At 63.7% G+C, this 18,987-nt stretch carries 14 protein-coding genes; 8 read left to right on the plus strand and 6 right to left on the minus strand.

Features of this window, described 5'->3' with window-relative positions; translation table 11 throughout:
• Positions 1-52 precede the first annotated feature (52 nt).
• Together parE and parC are read left to right on the plus strand one after the other, a co-directional pair.
• A complete protein-coding gene (gene parE, locus HNQ60_RS02005; RefSeq protein ID WP_184329345.1) occupies positions 53-1,939 on the plus strand; it encodes a DNA topoisomerase IV subunit B in 1,887 nt (628 codons plus the stop codon).
• Between the two features lie 115 nt (positions 1,940-2,054).
• Entirely contained in the window at positions 2,055-4,319 is a 2,265-nt protein-coding gene (gene parC / locus HNQ60_RS02010) for a DNA topoisomerase IV subunit A (RefSeq protein ID WP_184329346.1), read from the plus strand.
• A gap of 104 nt (positions 4,320-4,423) precedes the next feature.
• Here parC and HNQ60_RS02015 read toward each other — a convergent pair whose 3' ends face one another.
• A complete protein-coding gene (locus tag HNQ60_RS02015; RefSeq protein WP_184329347.1) occupies positions 4,424-6,475 on the minus strand; it encodes an EAL domain-containing protein in 2,052 nt (683 codons plus the stop codon).
• Between the two features lie 74 nt (positions 6,476-6,549).
• Positions 6,550-7,617, minus strand: a complete 1,068-nt coding sequence (epmB, locus tag HNQ60_RS02020) for an EF-P beta-lysylation protein EpmB (protein ID WP_184329348.1) — start codon at positions 7,615-7,617, stop codon at positions 6,550-6,552.
• Positions 7,618-7,759: 142 nt separating this feature from the next.
• Between epmB and efp the strand changes: the two genes are divergently transcribed.
• A complete protein-coding gene (efp, locus tag HNQ60_RS02025) occupies positions 7,760-8,329 on the plus strand; it encodes an elongation factor P (protein ID WP_184329349.1) in 570 nt (189 codons plus the stop codon).
• A gap of 132 nt (positions 8,330-8,461) precedes the next feature.
• On the opposite strand, the gene HNQ60_RS02030 is transcribed toward efp, so the two are convergent.
• From HNQ60_RS02030 to HNQ60_RS02045, 4 genes are read right to left on the minus strand one after another with little or no spacing between them, the layout of a single operon-like run.
• On the minus strand, positions 8,462-8,944 hold the full coding sequence (locus HNQ60_RS02030; protein ID WP_184329350.1) for a GAF domain-containing protein: 483 nt from the start codon (positions 8,942-8,944) through the stop codon (positions 8,462-8,464).
• 2 nt (positions 8,945-8,946) lie between these two features.
• Positions 8,947-9,900 carry an EF-P lysine aminoacylase EpmA gene (gene epmA / locus HNQ60_RS02035; protein ID WP_184329351.1) on the minus strand — a complete coding sequence of 318 codons (954 nt, stop codon included), beginning with the start codon at positions 9,898-9,900 and terminating at the stop codon, positions 8,947-8,949.
• Positions 9,897-10,802 carry an archaetidylserine decarboxylase gene (gene asd, locus HNQ60_RS02040; RefSeq protein WP_184329352.1) on the minus strand — a complete coding sequence of 302 codons (906 nt, stop codon included), beginning with the start codon at positions 10,800-10,802 and terminating at the stop codon, positions 9,897-9,899. The genes epmA and asd overlap by 4 nt, the downstream gene beginning before the upstream one ends.
• 19 nt (positions 10,803-10,821) lie before the next feature.
• Positions 10,822-11,454 carry an SCO family protein gene (locus HNQ60_RS02045; RefSeq protein WP_184329353.1) on the minus strand — a complete coding sequence of 211 codons (633 nt, stop codon included), beginning with the start codon at positions 11,452-11,454 and terminating at the stop codon, positions 10,822-10,824.
• An 87-nt stretch (positions 11,455-11,541) separates the two neighbouring features.
• On the opposite strand from HNQ60_RS02045, the gene prmB reads away from it, so the two are divergent.
• The 5 genes from prmB (at position 11,542) to HNQ60_RS02070 (ending at position 18,925) form a co-directional block, all read left to right on the plus strand.
• Complete coding sequence (prmB, locus tag HNQ60_RS02050; RefSeq protein ID WP_184329354.1) at positions 11,542-12,441, plus strand: 50S ribosomal protein L3 N(5)-glutamine methyltransferase; 900 nt, start codon at positions 11,542-11,544, stop codon at positions 12,439-12,441.
• 66 nt (positions 12,442-12,507) lie between these two features.
• On the plus strand, positions 12,508-13,608 hold the full coding sequence (gene aroC / locus HNQ60_RS02055; RefSeq protein WP_184329355.1) for a chorismate synthase: 1,101 nt from the start codon (positions 12,508-12,510) through the stop codon (positions 13,606-13,608).
• A gap of 19 nt (positions 13,609-13,627) precedes the next feature.
• Complete coding sequence (locus tag HNQ60_RS02060; protein WP_184329356.1) at positions 13,628-14,794, plus strand: MFS transporter; 1,167 nt, start codon at positions 13,628-13,630, stop codon at positions 14,792-14,794.
• Positions 14,795-14,806: 12 nt separating this feature from the next.
• Entirely contained in the window at positions 14,807-15,829 is a 1,023-nt protein-coding gene (locus HNQ60_RS02065) for an aspartate-semialdehyde dehydrogenase (RefSeq protein WP_184329357.1), read from the plus strand.
• A gap of 129 nt (positions 15,830-15,958) precedes the next feature.
• On the plus strand, positions 15,959-18,925 hold the full coding sequence (locus HNQ60_RS02070) for a FimV/HubP family polar landmark protein (protein ID WP_184329358.1): 2,967 nt from the start codon (positions 15,959-15,961) through the stop codon (positions 18,923-18,925).
• Positions 18,926-18,987 lie beyond the last annotated feature (62 nt).

Raw genomic sequence — 18,987 nt, forward strand, 5'->3', positions numbered from 1 at the left:
GAGCTCCGTTTCTCGCCAACCGCCAACCGCCAACCGCTAACCGCTTCTCCTAATGGCCCAGTCCTATACCGCTTCAGACATCGAAGTACTCAGCGGACTCGATCCGGTACGACGCCGTCCCGGCATGTACACGGATACGAGCCGTCCCAACCATCTCGCTCACGAAGTCGTCGACAACTCGGTCGACGAAGCGCTGTCCGGACACGCGAAGCGCATCGACGTCACCGTCTTCAAGGACGGTTCGCTGCAGGTGGCCGACGACGGCCGCGGCATGCCCGTCGACATCCACCCGAAAGAGAAGGTGAGCGGCGTCGAGCTGATCCTCACGCGCCTGCACGCGGGCGGAAAGTTCTCGAACAAGAACTACGAGTTCTCCGGCGGTCTGCACGGCGTCGGCGTCTCGGTCGTGAACGCCCTGTCGAAGAACCTCGAATGCTGGGTGAAGCGCGGCGGCAAGGAATACAACATCAGCTTCAAAGACGGAAAGGTGAAGTCGAAGCTGGAGGTCGTCGATGAGGTCGGCAAGAACAACACCGGCACGACGGTGCGGTTCTGGCCCGATCCGCAGTTCTTCGAAACAGTCTCGTTCTCGCTGCCGAAGCTCAAGCACGTGCTGCGCGCGAAGGCGGTGCTGTGTCCGGGCCTGAAGGTCACGCTGACCATCGAGCAGACCGGCGAGAAGGAAGAGTGGTTCTACACGGGCGGTGTGAACGAATATCTCCGCGACGCACTCGGGCAGGGCGAATGGCTGCCACCCGAGTTGTTCTCGGGCAGCATCACGGGTGCCGCGGAAGGCGCCGAGTGGGCCGTTGCCTGGCGCGTGGACGAAGGACCGCGTGTCGAGGAAAGCTACGTCAACCTGATTCCGACGGAGCAGGGCGGCACGCACGTCAACGGCCTGCGACTGGGCCTGACCGATGCGATCCGCGAGTTCTGCGAATTCCGCAACCTGCTGCCGAAGGGCCTGAAGCTCGCGCCTGAAGACATCTGGGACGGCGTCAGCTACGTGCTGTCGACGAAGATGAAGGAGCCGCAGTTCGCCGGCCAGACGAAAGAGAAGTTGTCGTCGCGCGAATCCGCGGCGTTCGTTTCCGGCGTCGTGAAGGATCAGTTCGGCCTGTGGCTGAACCAGCACCCGGAGTCGGGTGAAAAGATCGCGCAACTCGCTATCGCCGGAGCGCAGGCGCGCCTCAAGGCATCGAAGGCAGTGACCCGCAAGCGCATCGCGAGCGGACCGGCACTGCCCGGCAAGCTCGCCGATTGCTCATCGCAGGAACCCGAACGCTCGGAGTTGTTCCTCGTCGAAGGCGACTCGGCCGGGGGCTCCGCGAAACAGGCGCGCGATCGCGAGTTCCAGGCAGTGATGCCGCTGCGCGGCAAGATCCTCAACACCTGGGAAGTCGACGCATCCGAAGTGCTGCAGTCGCAGGAAGTACATCACATCGCCATCGCGATCGGTGTCGATCCCGGCTCCGACAACCTGAAAGGCCTGCGCTATCACAAGATCTGCATCCTCGCGGACGCAGACTCGGACGGCGCGCATATCGCAACGCTGCTTTGCGCACTGTTCCTGCGCCATTTCCGCCCGCTCGTACTGGCAGGGAACGTGTACGTCGCAATGCCACCGCTGTATCGCGTCGACGTAGGCAAGCAGGTGTACTACGCGCTCGACGACGCCGAGCGAGCCGGTGTCCTCGATCGCATCGCCGCGGAGAACCCGCGCGCGAAGCCGGTCGTCACCCGCTTCAAAGGCCTCGGCGAAATGAACGCACTGCAGTTGCGCGAGACCACGATGGCGCCCGAAACGCGCCGCCTCGTGCAGCTTACGGTCGAAGCCAAGGACGACGCCGACCAGACACTCGACATGCTGCTCGCCAAGAAGCGCGCGAGCGATCGCCGCGAGTGGCTGGAGACGAAGGGAAATCTGGCGCAAATCTAAAGAAGCGGATGGCGGATAGCGGATGGTGACTAGGGCAGAACGATCCTGGAAGACACCGGCTCCTATCCGCTCCTAGTCACCATCCGCTATCCGCTATCTACTTCCTCAGGACATCATGCCTACCCAGCCCCCACTCAACTTCGAAGGCATCGAGCGCCAGCCTCTGCGGGCGTTCACCGAGAAGGCGTACCTCGACTATTCGATGTACGTGATCCTCGATCGCGCGTTGCCGCACATCGGCGATGGTCTGAAACCCGTCCAGCGACGCATCGTGTATGCGATGAGCGAGCTGGGCTTGTCGGCCGCTTCGAAGCACAAGAAATCGGCGCGCACGATCGGCGACGTCATCGGCAAGTTCCATCCGCACGGCGACTCGGCAGCGTACGAAGCCATGGTGCTCATGGCGCAGTCGTTCTCGTACCGCTATCCGCTGGTGGACGGGCAGGGCAACTTCGGTTCGCCCGACGATCCGAAGTCGTTCGCAGCGATGCGATACACCGAATCGCGTCTCACCAAGTACGCGTCGTTGCTGCTGTCGGAGCTCGGCCAGGGCACGGTCGACTGGCAGCTGAACTTCGACGGCACGCTCGAGGAGCCTGTGCTGCTTCCGTCGCGGGTGCCGAACGTGTTGCTCAACGGTGCGACAGGTATCGCGGTCGGCATGGCGACCGACGTTCCGCCTCACAATCTGCGCGAAGTGGTCGCGGCGTGCGTGAAGCTGATCGACGATCCGGATACGACGCTCGGCGATCTGTGCAAGAGCATCAAGGGGCCGGACTATCCGACCGGTGCTGAGATCATTTCGTCGAAGGAAGAAATTCGCCAGATCTACAAGACCGGCAACGGCTCCATCCGGGCGCGCGCCGTCTATGAGATGGAAGACGGCGACATCGTTCTCACCCAGCTCCCGTACCAGGTCTCGGGGAGTCGCATCCAGGAGCAGATCGCTGCGCAGATGCAGGCGAAGAAGCTGCCGATGGTCGAGGACGTGCGCGACGAATCGGACCACGAGCATCCCACCCGCATCGTCATCGTCCCGCGCTCGAACCGCGTCGACGTCGAGCAGCTCATGGCGCACCTGTTCGCGACGACGGATCTCGAGCGCACGTACCGCGTGAACCTCAACATCATCGGCCTCGACGGACGTCCGCGGGTGATGGACCTGAAGTCCGTCCTGCAGGAGTGGCTGACGTTCCGCTTCGATACCGTGACGCGGCGCCTGAAGTGGCGTCTCGACAAGGTCAATGCACGACTGCACATCCTCGATGGCTTGCTCGCGGCGTACCTGAATCTCGACGAAGTGATCCGCATCATTCGTCGCGAGGAAGAGCCGAAGCCGGTTCTGATGAAGCGATTCGATCTCTCGGAGATCCAGGCCGAAGCGATCCTTGAAACGAAGTTGCGGCATCTCGCCAAGCTCGAGGAAATGAAGATCCGCGGCGAACAGAAGGAACTGGCCGAGGAGCGCGACGATCTCGAGAAGATCCTCAAGAGCAAAGCGAAGCTGAACAAGCTCGTGCGCGACGAGCTCGTCGCGGATGCAGAGACGTTCGGTGATGACCGGAAGTCGCGCATCGTCGAGCGAGCAGCTGCACAGGCCATCGATGAGACTGAACTCGTCACTGTGGAGCCAGTGACCGTGGTTCTCTCGGAGCGCGGCTGGGTTCGCTCAGCGAAGGGCCACGAGCTCGATCCCGCAACGCTTTCGTACAAGACGGGCGACTCGTTCCAGGCGGCTGCTCGCGGCCGCAGTACGCAGCAGGCCGTGTTTCTAGACAGCACCGGCCGTGCGTACAGCCTGCTCGCACATACGTTGCCATCGGCACGCGGTCAGGGTGAGCCGCTGTCGGGTCGCATCGATCCGCCAGAGGGCGCAACGTTCGCGGGTGTGATGATCGGTGATCCCGAGGATCGCTGGGTGGTCGCTTCCGATGCCGGCTATGGCTTCGTCGTGAAACTCGAGGAGCTCTTCTCGCGCAACAAGGCGGGCAAGGCAGTGCTCAAGGTCCCTGACGGATCGGGCGTGCTGGCGCCGTCCGCTGTACCGAAAGTCGAAGGCGCGCTGCTTTGCGCGGTGAGCAGCGACGGCAAGCTGCTCGCCTTCCCGGTGGGCGATCTGCCCGAGCTGCCTCGCGGCAAGGGCAACAAGATCTTCGGCCTGAATGCCAAGAAGGTGGAAAGCCGCGAGGAATTCCTCGCCGGCATCGCCGTCGTCTCTCCGGGCCAGAACCTCCTCGTGCGCTCCGGCGAACGCAAGATGACGCTGAAGTACGCCGAGCTGAAGGACTATCGCGGTGAGCGCGCGCAGCGCGGAGCGGTGCTGCCGAGAGGATGGCGGAAGGTGGAGAGGCTGGAAGTGGAGAGTAAGGAAGGCGGCTAGCCGTTAGCCAGAGTTCCTTCACTGCCGCGAAAGCGGGAGTCCACTGCGTCGTCTCGAGATCCCCGCTTTCGCGGGGATGACGATGGGCAGTCGGCGTTGCCGACTTACCCCATCGTCACTTGCTCGGGCTCATTCACGAAATAGCCTTGGATGAACTCGATGCCGAGCTGCCACAGCACGGCCATCGTGTTCGCGTCTTCCACGCGTTCGGCGATCGTCCGGACTTCGCGTGACTTTGCCTGGTCGACGAATTCGCGCACGCGCTGCTGCGAGCCCTGGTCGACAGCCAGGCCCTGCATCAGGGTGCCGTCGATCTTCACGTAGTTGATCGGCAGGTTGGCGAGCAGGCGCTGCGGGTCGCGGCCCGTGCCGAAATGTTCCAGGGCGAACAGGAAGCCCGCTTTGCGCAGGCCGCCGGCGAGCTCCGCGGTGTCCGCGAGGTACTCGGTCGCGATCTGTTCGCTGACCTGGAAGACGATGTGCGAAGGATCGACGCGCGAGGCCTTGAGCTGGTTCGAGAGCCACTGCAGCAGCGATTTGTCGCGCACGGAATCCTTCGACAGGCGCACGAACAACTGTTCGACCTTACGGCTGCCGCACACCGACATCGCGGCGCCGATGATCCAGCGGTCGATGTTCTTCATCAGGTCGTTGCGTTCGGCGGCGGACATGAACTCCGCCGGCAGCAGTTCCTGGCCCTGTTCGTCGATCATGCGCACGAGCACGTCGAACATGCTGCGCTCTTCGCCGAGCAGGCTGGCGATCGGCTGCTGCATGAGCCGGAAACGATTCTCCATCAGCGCGGCGCGGATGCGCTTCACCCAGATTTCGTCCGCGGCCTGCTGGCGCGTGTCTTCCTCGAGGTGATCGACCAGCTGGACGCGGTTGCCTCCGGCCTGCTGTGCGTTGAGGCGCGCGGAGATCGCATCGGTGATCGAAGCAGCGGGGTTCGGAGTACGCGGATCAACCATGCCGATGCCGATCGAGCACGTGCACGAGATCTGCTTGTCGCCGATCCGCAGCACCTGCGCTGCAACTTTGCGCACGAGATTGTTCGCCCAGGTTTCGATGTCGCGCGTCGTGCCGCGCTCCATCAGGAGCATGAACGTTCCATCGCCGAAGCGGCCGATCAGATCGTTGGGCTGGCGGACTTCGTTGATGAGGCCGGCGAACTGGCCGATGAAATCTTCGACGTGCAGCGGACCGACATCGTCGAAGACCGCGCTCAGATGATCCGGCTCGATTGATACGAGCTGCCGCACGCCGGCCTTGATCGGTTGCGTCAGCGATTCCTTCAGCCACTGCACGAAGAATTTCCGCTGCAGCGTTCCCGTTGCGGCATCGCGTTCCAGCGCGTCAGTCAGCTGCTCGCCGATGTTTGCGTCATTGCTCTTCTGCGAAGCAACCCGCAGGCGTACCGCAGGTTCACCTTCGAATTCAGCGATGCTCAGCTCGATGTCGATCGGCACCGATGAGCCGTCGGCCAGCAGGGCGGGGGCGCGCAGCGAATGATCCGACCACTTGCCTTGCAGGCAGGCCACCAGCGCGCCTTTCAGCGCGGCGTGCGCAGCGGGATCGAATGCATCCATCAACGGGGTACCGACGATAGCGTCCGGCGTCGGATGGCCGTAGATCTCGAGCCATGCGGGATTCACATCGACGATGATGCCTTCCTGCACATACGCGAGCGCGTCGGCGGAGCCGGCCATGAATGATTTGAGCTGCTCGCGGTACTCGCGAGCGGAATGCAGCGTGTTGTTGAGCGTCCGCGACTGGCGGTGAGCGGTGAGCTCCCGCGTGACCACTGCCTGAAGGCGGACTGCGTTGCGCAGGGTGACCACATCCCGTGCGCCTTGCTGCATGGCTGCCGCCATGATGTCTTCGTCGACCTGGTCGCGAGCGATGATGACGGGGATGCCATTGCCCGCCTGGTTCGCGACCGTCATCACCTTGGCAGTGTCGGACGCGTCCGGTCCCACGAAAGCGATCAGCGCATACGGATTGATCTGCGCGAGCGCGTCACCCAGGTCGTTGAGTTCGCGAATCCAGTTACAACGCACCGCGTGACCTGCGTTGCGCAGCGTGCTGTTGACGGCCTCGACGTTGTCCTGGTGGCGGGTCAGGACGATCAGCGGAACGGCAGCTTGCTCGGCCAAGCGGGGACTCCTTAAGGAGAAGCGGTTAGCGGTTGGCGGTTAGCGGTTCGTCAGAGACGGAACCGGCATGGGCGCTAATCGCTGGACGCGGTGACATATTCTCTCAGCAAGTCCCTGTCCCCAAGCGTGACGGGCGTCTTGGATGCGGCGCCGGGGATTTCCCGGACCAGCCGGGGGACAAGATAGCCCGGAAGGCGTTGCAGGAGTGCTGCGTGAAGCCGCAACGCCGTCGCCTCGTCGACCTCGAAATGAGCCGCGCCCTGGACCCGGTCGAGCAGGTGGAGGTAGTAGGGCAGAACACCGACGGACATCAGCGCCTCGCTCAGGTCGGCCAAGGCGTCGACGCTGTCGTTGACGCCTGCGAGCAGCACGGATTGATTGAGCAGGGTCACGTTGCAGCCGGCAAGATCCCGACAGGCAGAGGCGACCTGGTCGTCGATCTCATTCGCGTGGTTTGCATGGATCACGACGACCTTCTGCAGCGACAGGCCGGACAGCCAGCGAAGCAGTCCCGCATCGACCCGCTCCGGCAGGACTACTGGCTGACGTGTATGGATCCGGAGACGCCGAATATGCGGCACGGTGGTCAGTGCCTCCGTGAGCTGCGCCAGGCGCCGGTCCGACAGGCTGAGCGGATCGCCGCCGCTCAGGATGATCTCGTTGATGGAAGGATCGGCTTTCAGCAGGTCGATCGCCTCGCGCCAGCCGTTGGAGAGCGCGGCTTCCTGCGAATAGGGGAAGTGGCGGCGAAAACAGTAACGGCAGTGCACCGCGCAGGCGCCGGTGGCGATCAGGAGTGCCCGGCCTTCGTACTTGTGCAGGAGCCCGGCGCCCGCCCGGGCCGCCATGTCTCCGACGGGGTCGAGGGCAAATCCGGCAGTGGCGGAGGATTCCGCGTCGAGCGGCAGAACCTGCCTGAGCAGGGGGTCGTTGGGATCGCCATGACGCATGCGGGCGACGAACCCACGGGGGACGCGCAGGGGGAAACCCTGTATCGCGACCGGGTCGCGGATCAGGGCAGGAAGCTGGGCCGGGTCGAGCCCGAGAATGCCGCAGAGCTCGGCCGGGCTGGCGATGGCGTCGGCCATCGCCTGCTGCCAGCGCGGCCTTGGCTGGCCTGTAATGGAGGTTGCGGCTATCATCTGCGCCCTTTTCCGGGGGGCTGCGCCGATGCGGCCCCAACAAAGCCGGGATTTTCGCAGATCGTTTTTTCGCCGTCACTGCAGCGACTGCGGAACTTTGAGCTGCTTGTCACGTAAGCAACCGACTCAGGCGACCTATTTCATGGGCAGCATTTCCACCAACGAATTCAAGGCCGGCGTAAAGATCATCCTCGAAAACGATCCTTACTCGATCGTCGAGAACGAAATGGTCAAGCCCGGCAAGGGCCAGGCCTTCAACCGCGTGCGCGTCCGCAATCTGAAGACGGGCCGGACGATCGAGCGCACGTTCAAGTCGGGCGACACGGTCGAAGCGGCCGACGTCGTCGAGACGGACATGCAGTACCTCTACGCCGACGGTGAGTTCTGGCACTTCATGGTTCCGGACACGTTCGAGCAGTACACCGCCGGCAAAGAAGCCGTCGGCGACACGATGAAGTGGCTGAAGGACGGCATGGAATGCGTCGTGATGCTGTGGAACGGCGTGCCGCTGAACGTGACCCCGCCGGCCCACGTCGAACTGAAAATCACCAAGTCCGATCCGGGAATTCGTGGCGACACCGCGACGGGTGGCGGCAAGCCCGCTGAACTCGAGACCGGCGCCGTGGTGCGCGTCCCGCTGTTCATCAATGAAGGCGAAGTGATTCGCGTGGATACGCGGACGGGCGAGTACATCCAGAGAGCGAAGGGATAAGAGCCCGCTGGCGCTGGGCGGGCCACTGGCAGCTGGCTACTGGCTGCTGGCCAGAAACGGAGCTTCGGAATCCTGAGGGTTCCGAAGCTTTTTTTTGGCTTGCTTCTCTGGCCGGCCGCCAGTAGCCCGCGGCTAGAAGCTCCTGGCCAGAATCTCCACCAGTCGTTCAATTCCCGCCCGATCCTCCTCATCGAACCGCCCCAGTTTCGGGCTATCGATGTCCAGGACCCCGATGACTGCATCGTTCACGATCATCGGTATCACGATCTCCGAGTTCGACGCCGCATCGCACGCGATGTGCCCCGGGAACTCATGCACGTTCGGCACGAGCATCGTCGTGCGTCGCGCGACGGCTGTGCCACAGACTCCCTTGCCGACTGCGATCCGCACGCACGCGGGTTTGCCCTGGAACGGGCCGACGACGAGTTCGCCACCCTTCATCAGGTAGAAGCCGGCCCAGTTGAGATCGGGCAGCGAGTGATAGAGCAGGGCGGACGTGTTCGCCAGGTTGGCGATGAGATCGGGTTCGCCCGCGATCAGTGACTGAAGCTCGCCCGCGAGCTGCTTGTACAGCTCGGGCTTCGGCAGATCCTGGCTGATCTTCGATTCGTGCATGGTCAGGCTCGCTCGAACGGGAAGGCAATCACTTCATCGATGTGCGTCGCGCCGACCGCACACATCACCAGGCGATCGAAACCGAGCGCGACACCGGAGCAGTCGGGCAATCCGTATTCGAGCGCGCCGAGGAAACGTTCATCGATCGGCATCGGCGGCAGTTTCCGCTGTCGTCGGCCGACGAGATCCTGCTCGAAGCGCGAGCGCTGCTCGGGCGCATCGCCAAGCTCGTGGAAGCCGTTCGCGAGTTCGATGCCGTTCATGTAGGCCTCGAATCGAGAAGCCACCGGGCCGCGTGCTTGCGCGAGCGCCGCCTGCGAGGACGGGTAGTCGTAGATGAACGTCAGCCGATCATGTCCCAGGTGCGGCCCGACCAGCACGCTCATGATGAGATCGAGGCAGCCATCGCGATCGCCGCGAATCGAAGGAGGAACTTCGATGCCCGCGCTTTCCAGTCGCGCGACGAGAACCTGCACCGGATCCTCGAGCGCATCGACGCCGGCATGCAGTTGCACTGCCTCGCGATAGGTGAGGCGTTCGCTGCGATCGAAATGGCGCGTGGTCGGCATCATTGCGCTGATCAGTCGCTCGACGTCGGACATGAGCGCGTGATGATCGATGGCGAGCCGATACCACTCGATCAGCGTGAACTCCGGGTTGTGCCAGCGGCCAGACTCGCCGTCGCGGTAGACGCGGCAGATCTGCCAGATATCGCCGCAACCCGCGGCCAGCAGGCGCTTCATCGCGTACTCGGGCGAAGTGTGCAGGTAGCGGCGCTGTCCTACGGCGGTGGCCTCGACGCTCGCGAGATGCACATCAGTCACCGCGGCGGCGCTGAGCGTCGGCGTTTCCACTTCCAGTGCCCGTGTAGCCGCGAAATATTCTCGCGCCGCTCTGAGCATCCCCGCGCGGACTTCGAGCGTGGCGATGGGTGCAGTCGGTTTCCAGTCACTCATGAGGGAATCGAAGAAGTTCGCGCGATCGGGCGTCCGAGCTGGACTTTCATCTGGCTCGTGAATGCATCGTCCCAGCGCACGCGATTGCGCTGGAACAGCAGCACGACCGTCGAGCCCATGTTGAAACGTCCGAGTTCCTCGCCGCGCGCGAAGTCGCGTCCGTTGCCGCGATCGATACGCACGGCCGCCTTGCGCGGGCGGGGCGGTGGGTTGATCTCGCCGCAATGCACGGTTTCCATGCTGCCGACGAACAGGGCGCCGACGAGGATCATCGCCATCCGGCCGATCGTCGTGTCGAAGTCGCAGATCACGCGTTCGTTGCGCGAGAACAGTCTCGGCACAGTGCGCGCAGTCGCGGCGTTCACGCTGAACAGATCACCAGGAACGTAAACCGTGCTGAGTGCGCGACCTGCGAACGGCATGTGGATGCGGTGATAGTTGTACGGTGCGAGATAGATGCACGCGAAGCTCCCGTCGCGATAGGCCTCGACTGCCTCGGTGTCATTCGCCAGCAACTCGGCAAGCGTGTAGTGCTGGCCTTTCGCCTGCAGGATCTTGCCGTCGTGAATGCCGCCGCGCTGACTGAGCGTGCCATCGACGGGGCTCACGATTGCAGCAGGTGCGGGATCGATCGGGCGGGCGCCTGGTTTGAGCGCGCGCGTGAAGAAATCGTTGAAGCTTCGATACGCGAAGGGGTCGGACTGCACGGCTTCCGCCATGTTGACGTCGTAGCCGCGCAGGAACGACGAGATGATCAGCTTGCGGACCGCGGGCGATTCGGCGCGCATCACGTGGTAGATGAGGCGCGACAGCAGATGCTTGGGCAGCACGTACTGAAGCGCGGCGAACAGCCGGTCGCCCAGCGCTGCAGGAGTGTCGGAATCCGGAACGCGGTCGGTCATCGGTGAAGGGATTCCAGCGTCAGTCCGCAGTCACGATGCGGCGGTAGTCGGCCGCGATCACTTGCGATTCGTGCGGGGTGGAGAACAGGGCGCGCATCGCGCCGTTCGGATCGATCAGGAAGATGGCAGCGGAATGATCGACGTTGTAACCGCCGTTCGAGGTCGGGCTGATTCCCACGGGTACGCCGAGCGCGCGGGTGAAATCGTCAATGCTTTCCTGCGAACCGGTGACGCCGGTGAAGGAGGGCGAGAAGAACTTCACGTACGAAGCAAGCTGCTGCGGCGTATCGCGCTTCGGATCGACGGAGACGAGGACAACGTGCGGTCTCCGCGCTTCAGGCAGGTCCGCGAGCTGCTTTTCCGTCTGGGCGAGCATGCCGAGCGTCGTCGGGCAGACGTCAGGGCAGTGCGTGAAGCCGAAGAACAGCAGCGTCCACTGATTCTTCACGCGCTGCGGACCGAATTGCGCACCGTCCTGGTCGACGAGCGTGAAATCCGGCAAGGGCCGCGCGGGCTCGAGAAGGGTTGCCCTCGCCAGGCCGAGCTGAGTGGAGCCGCCGCCCCCGAGGATCGAGCGCGCGAGCAGCATGCCGCTCGCAATGGCTACAATGGCGACAATCGCGGCAACGACGATCGATGGGGTGCGAGACATCACTCTCGGTCGCGGAATCCGGCCTTCGGGGGCGCGGATTATTGCACGGTCGAGCCCCGATCACCGCCTCGGAATCGCCCAACGAACATGCCTGTCCCACAACTGCGTACCGTCGAAGATCTGATCCGTCATGGCGCGGCGCTTTTTGCGCAGGCGAACCTGTGGTTTGGTCACGGTACGGACAATGCCTTCGACGAGGCAGCGGAGCTCGTTTTCTTCAGTGCCGGCTTGCGACACGAAGATGCGCCGAAGGTCTATTCGCGCGAGCTGAGCGCGCGCCATCGCGAAGATGTGCTGCAGCTTTTCGAGCGCCGCATTCGCGAACGGGTGCCGGTCGCGTACCTGACCCATCGGATGTGGTTCGCGGGTCACGAGTTCTACGTCGACGAGCGCGTGCTCGTGCCGCGATCGCCGATCGCCGAACTGATCGAAGCCGGATTCGAACCCTGGATCGAAGCAGACCGGATCCGGTCGGTAGTGGATATCGGAACGGGTTCAGGGTGTATTGCGATTGCCGCCGCGCTGGCGTTGCCGGATGCGAAGGTCGACGCGGCCGATATCTCCGATGACGCCCTCGCGGTCACCCGGATGAACATCGAGCGTCACAACGTCGCCGATCGCGTTCGCGCCGTGCGGTCGGATGTCTTCAGTGCTCTGAAGGGCCGCCGCTACGACGTCATCGTGACCAACCCTCCCTACGTCGGCAGCGAAGAGCTCGCAGGCTTGCCCGAGGAGTATCACCGCGAACCGAGGCTCGGCTTATACGGCGGCGACGATGGACTCGACATCGTCCGGACCATCCTGGCCGAAGCCCACGACCATCTCGAACCCCACGGCATCCTGATCACCGAAGTCGGCAACTCCGAAGACGTTCTGGTCGACGCTTTCCCGCGCGTCCCATTCACGTGGCTCGAATTCTCCCGCGGCGGCGGCGGCGTATTTCTACTCACTTCAGAGCAATTGAAGCAGATGGCCGACTCCCGATAGCGGCTAGAATCCTCTCCCGCTTCACCAACCGCCAACCGCTAACCGCCAACCGCTTCTCTCCTACCTATGTCTGGGAACACCCTCGGCAAACTGTTCACCGTCACGACCTTCGGCGAAAGCCACGGGCCTGCGCTCGGCTGCATCGTGGACGGATGTCCTCCAGGGCTCGAGCTGGCGGAATCCGACATCCAGCCCTGGCTGGAGCTGCGACGCACGGGAACGTCGCGTCACACGAGCCAGCGCCAGGAGCCGGACCGCGTGCAGATCCTGTCGGGGGTCTTCGAAGGTCGCACGACCGGGACGCCGATCGGCCTGCTCATCCAGAACGAGGATCAGCGTTCGCGGGATTACGAGAAGATCAAGGACCGTTTTCGGCCCGGGCACGCCGATTACACCTACCAGCAGAAGTACGGCTTCCGCGACTATCGCGGCGGCGGTCGTTCCTCGGCGCGGGAAACGGTAATGCGCGTGGCGGCGGGCGCGATCGCTCGCAAGTATCTCCAGGAGCGCCTGTCGCTCACGATTCGCGGCTACCTGGCGCAGATCGGGCCGATCCGGCTGGAACCGAAGTCGATCGACACCGCGTACGACAATCCTTTCTTCAGTCCTGATCCTTCGCGGCTCGACGAGCTCGAGCAGTACATGATCAATCTGCGGCGCGACGGCGATTCCGTCGGCGCTCGCGTCAACGTCATCGCCAGCGGTGTGCCGGTCGGCCTCGGCGAGCCGGTGTTCGATCGCCTCGACGCGGACATCGCTTTCGCGATGATGAGCATCAACGCAGTAAAGGGAGTGGAGATCGGCGCGGGCTTCGCGGCGGTCGAGCAGCGCGGTTCGCAGCATCGCGACGAACTGACGCCGCAGGGCTTCCGGTCGAATAATGCGGGCGGCGTGCTCGGCGGCATCTCTTCCGGGCAGGACATCCTCGTCAGCATCGCGCTCAAGCCCACCTCGAGCATCATCATTCCGGGCCAGACGATCGATGTGAGCGGCAACGTGACCGATGTGGTCACGACAGGTCGTCACGATCCGTGCGTCGGCTTGCGTGCGACGCCGATTGCCGAAGCGATGCTCGCGCTGGTGCTCATGGATCACTATCTGCGCCATCGCGCGCAGAACGGGGACGTCAGGAGCACGACACCCATCATTCCCGCGCAGGCGCCGTGAGCCTGATCCCACGCATTCAGTGAAGTCGAACGCCGTGCGGCTGGCGGGCGGGTACTTCATGTACTTCGCCGCGGTCGGCATCTTCGCGCCGTTCTGGAGTCCGTATCTCGCCGCCAGGGGATTCACTGCGCTCGAGATTGGCCTGCTGATGGCGCTGGTCGCCGCGGCACGCGCCGTCGTTCCAATCGGTCTCGGATGGCTTGCTGATGTGACGCATCGTCCGACGCGCGTGTTGCAGGGTGCAGCGTTGTGCGCGGCTTTGACGTTCGCAGTGTTCCCGCTGCAGTCCGGCCTCCTGCAGTTCGCGATCCTGAGCCTGCTCTTCGGCGCGTTCTGGAACGCGGTCATTCCGCTGTATGACACGCATACGCTGAATCATCTGGGCGAGCATTCGGCCCGGTACGGCCGGGTGCGGCTTTGGGGTTCGGTGGGCTTCATTGCCTCATCCTGGATTGGCGGTGCGCTGCTGGCCCGCAACGGCTACTCGCTGGTGCCGTGGCTTGCTTTGCCGCCGATGATCTGTGCGTTTCTCGTGACGCTCACGATTTCGCCGATGCGTGTCGCCCCGGGGCTCGTGCCGGTGCGAGGTTTGCGGGACGTGCTGCGATCGCGCGCTGTGCTCGTCGCGCTCGTGGTCGCAACGCTCGTGGTAATGAGCAGCGGCGCGTACTACGCCTTCTTCTCAATCTGGCTTGAGATGAACCACTACGGCAAAGGGACCATCGGCCTGCTGTGGGCTCTCGGCGTGATGGCGGAGGTTGCGATCTTCGCGTTCGGGTCGACGCTGCTGTCGAGGTTCTCGATCCGCGCGCTCTTCATGGCCGCGGCGATCGGCAGCGCGGTGCGCTGGCTGGTCGTCGCCTTCTTTGCTTCCAGTCGGGTCCTGTTGCCGGCCTCGCAACTTCTGCATTGCCTGAGTTTCGCGGTCCTGCATTTCGCCATCGTACTGACAGCCCATCGAGAATTTCCCCGCGGCCTCGAGAGCACGGGCCAATCATTGTTCAGCAGCGTCGCGTATGGAGGCGGAGGGCTGCTCGGCAGCCTGCTCGCGGGTGTGATCTGGACGACGTTTTCACCGCGTGATGCTTATGTGTGTGCGGCGTTTATTGTAATGTTGGCAACCATTTGCGCCGTGCTCGGGTTGCGTGGCACCGCGCTAGACAAGGCTCCTTCGCAAAGTCCGTGAGATGAAGTCGTCATGAGCAGAAGTTGGAACGTAGCGGTCCTCGGCGCGACCGGGCTGGTCGGCCAGACCATGCTGTCGATCCTCGAGCAGCGCAATTTTCCCGTCGACAAGCTGTATCCGCTCGCGAGTGCGCGCTCCGTGGGCCGGTCGATCAAGTTCAAGGGCATTGATGTCCCGGTGCTCGATGTCGAGACGTTCGATTTCTCCAAGGCGCAGGTCGGCTTGTTCTCCGCTGGAGCCAGCGCTTCGAAGATTCATGCGCCGCGGGCCGGTGCGGCCGGCTGCGTTGTCGTCGACAACACTTCCCAGTTCCGCTACCAGGACGACATCCCGCTGGTCGTGACGGAGGTGAATCCGCATGCGATCGCCGGCTATCGCAAGCACAACATCATCGCGAACCCGAACTGCTCGACCATGCAGATGCTGGTTGCGCTGAAGCCGTTGCACGATGCCGCCCAGATCGAGCGCATCAACGTCGCGACGTACCAGTCGGTATCGGGCGGCGGCCAGAAGGCGATGGACGAGCTGACGGCCCAGGCCCGCGCCATCGGGGCGGGCGAGCCGGTGACGGCGAAAGTCATCGCCAAGCAGATCGCCTTCAACTGCGTGCCGCAGATCGACGTCTTCCTGGACAACGGCTACACGAAGGAAGAGATGAAGATGTTCTGGGAGACCCAGAAGATCCTCGAGGACAAGACGATCCGCGTGAACGCCACGGCCGTGCGGGTCGGGGTGTACGTCGGCCATTCGGAGGCCGTCCACATCGAAACGAAGCGGAAGGTTTCGGCAGCCCAGGCCCGGGAGATCCTTTCCCGCGCTCCGGGGGTGGTGGTGCTGGACGACCGCCAGCCGGGGGGGTACCCGACACCGGTGACGGAAGGAGCAGGCGCTGACCCGGTGTACGTGGGTCGCATTCGTGAGGACATCAGCCACGACAGAGGTCTGAATCTGTGGATTGTGTCCGATAACGTTCGCAAGGGAGCTGCTTTAAATAGCGTCCAGATCGCCGAGATTTTGGTAAAAGACTACCTGTAAGCTATATTTGCGCGCGCAAGGTCATGAAGCACATGAGCTTTTGATCAGAAAAATGTCGCGCCGATCCCATTACATAACTAGCCGGCAACGCACCTAGGGATGCCTCAGGACACGGTACCGGGAGAGCTGATGAGAAGACATTTGCCGCGCCTGCTGCTGACGGGCGCACTGCTATCCCCTGCGATCTCGTACGCGCTGGGCCTGGGTGAGATTCGTCTCAATTCCGCGTTGAACCAGCCTTTCGACGCGGATATCGAAGTCATTGCGCCGACGCGCGAGGAACTTGCCGAACTCCGGGTCACGCTGGCCAGCAACGAGCTCTTCTCACGCTACGGCATCGATCGCCCGGCCTATCTGTCCAGCTTCGAATTCGCCGTCAGCCGCACGCGCGACGGCAATGTGACCATCAAAGTCACATCCAACCGTTCAGTCACCGAACCGTTCGTCACGCTGCTCGTCGAGGCCAACTGGGGCCGCGGCAGGTTGCTGCGTGAGTACACGGTCCTGCTCGATCCGCCGGTCTTCACTCCGTCCCAGCCCGAAGCGAACAAGCCGGTTACGGCACCGCAGGCGGGAGCGCAGCCGGAAGGACGTATCGAAAGAACCCCGGCGCCTGAGCAGACCCGTCCGGTCCCGCCGCCCGAGGCCGTCAGTGAGGAGCCGACGCCGGCAGCGACACCGTCCGCCGCGCCTGAGTCGATTTCGGGGACTTATGAAGTCCAGCGCAACGATACGTTGTCGCAGATCGCTCGCCGCGTGAATCCGGGCGCCTCGGGAGGTGCCCAGAACCAGACGATGATCGCGTTGTTCCGGGCCAACCCGGAGGCGTTCGCGGGCAACATCAACCGGCTCAAGGCCGGCAGTGTCCTGCGCGTTCCGGATCTCGCCGAGATCGACACGATTTCCCGCTCCGAGGCCTCGGCCGAAGTGGCTCAGCAGCAGCAGGCCTGGAGCAGCGCATTCCGTGCGGAAGGTGAGGACGAAAGCTCGCGCCTGCGTCTGGTGACGCCGGAAGAGACGCCTCCAGCGACCGTGGCGCCGACGACTCCGTCCGCAGCCACCCAGCCGGCTGCGGCAGCTGCGCCGGGCGCTACGGGAACGACTCCCGCAACGGCACCGGACAAGCGCCTTGAAGTTACGAGCCCAGGCCTCGCGGGCGTACAGCAGGGCGCGACTGAAACGCCGCCTGCAGCCCAGCCAGAGACACCGGTCGAGCAGGCAACGCCTCCGGCTGCAACCGAGACGCCGCCCGCTGCAACGGAAACGCCCGCCGCCGAGCCCGAGAAGCAAGCCCGTCCGGTGCGTCCGCGTCCGCAGCCCGTCGAGGAGCCCGCACCGTCGCTGATGAGCCGCATCGGCGAGTTCTGGTGGGCCTTCGTGGTCGCCGGCGTTCTGCTGGTGCTGTCAGTCATCATGGTCTTCCTCAAGCGTCGTCGCGAAGCGGCCGGCAGCCCGGACCTGGAGGCGTTCTCGCCGTCCATGTTCGAGCCGCGTGAAGAGCGGGCGTCCGCGGCTTCGCTGTCCACGGCATCACGCGAACGCGCTGACGTGTTCAGCGTCGACGATGACGACTTCGCAGAAGAGCCTGTAACGAACTTCCGTGATGCGGATGTCACGCCGCCTGTTACAGCAGTGCGCAACGACGCGCCGGTGACGCGTCCGTCGGCCGCGGTCACCGCACCGAAGCCGATCGATGACACGCTGAGCAGCGAGACCTCCGTCCGTCTCGATCAGCAGGACGCGCTGGCGGAAGCCGATTTCCACATGGCCTACGGTCTGTACGACCAGGCCGCGGATCTCGTGAAGATCGCCATCGATCGCGAGCCTGAGCGCCGCGACCTGAAGCTCAAGCTGCTCGAAATCTATTTCGTGTGGGGCAACCGCGACCTGTTCCTCGATACGGCGCGCGATCTCTACAACACCCGCGATCAGGAAGCAGCGGGCGAGTGGGACAAGGTGCTGATCATGGGCCGCCAGATCGCGCCGGAAGACGCGATGTTCAAGGGCGACGCCGGTTCGGCCCGTCTCGACCTGGTGGACGTCAACCTCGAAGGCGGCGAGAACCGCGTCGACGTGGATCTGTTCGCCGAGCCGTCCTCGGACGACGCCGGTGGCCTCGATCTCGAGTTCACAAGCGGCGAGCGCAAAGCGCCGGTCGGATCCGGTGGCAGCTCCGATCTCGATTTCCTGCTCGATGAGCCGAAATTGGAATCGGACGACGAGCCGACGCGCGAAATGGATCCGCTCGCCCGGACCCAGGAAACACCGACGATCGAATCGCCGATGCTGGATCGCTCGTCGCAGACCGTGCGCGAGAAGATCGAGAGCCAGGGTTTCGGCAAGTCCGCGGAGCAGACGGCTGAGCTGTCGCTCGACGATCTCGGCCTGGATGTGGATTCACTCGAGACGACGGGAGCCCTCGAACACACGGCTTCGCTCGAGAAGGAACCGCCCGAGGAGACCGTGGCCGCATCGCGCGTGTTGCGCGACGACGAGATGACCCAGCTCGCGCCGTCGCTCGCCAGCCTTGATCGCGCGACGCTGAGCAGTCTCGATCGCACGATGGAAGCACCGCGTCCGGAGAAGTTCGATATCGAAAGCACGGGTACGATCTACATCGATCAGGTCGATCTGTCGGGCAACGACACGGTCGAACAGCCGCGGATCGATATCGATTCGACCGCTTCGATGAGCAAACCCCGTGAAGTCGATCTCGATGTCGATCTCGGCGGCTTCGATGAAACTCCGCAGCGCGGCGGCGATACGTTGCGCCAGCCGCGTGCCGATTCGGACCGGTTCTCGGATGACGTGTTCGCGGACCGCACGAGCGAGTTCCCGAAGATCGATCTCGACGTGGGTGAAGCGCTCGGTGCCGATGACCATGCGCCGACCAACAAGCAGGTCGTGACCGAGATGGAGCTGTCCGAGCTCGAACCCGTCACGATGAGCGAAGTGGGCACGAAGCTCGACCTCGCGCGCGCCTACATGGATATGGGCGATCCGGACGGTGCACGCAGCATCCTGGAAGAAGTGCTGCAAGAAGGCACCTCGAACCAGAAGCAGGAAGCGCAGCGGCTGCTCGATTCAATCCGATGATGCGGAAGTAGATAGCGGATAGCGGATGGCGGATAGTCAGAGGCGCAGTGGCTGCGAGTAAG

The organism is Povalibacter uvarum (genome assembly GCF_014202975.1).
In the GTDB taxonomy this organism is placed as follows: Bacteria; Pseudomonadota; Gammaproteobacteria; order Steroidobacterales; family Steroidobacteraceae; genus Steroidobacter; species Steroidobacter uvarum.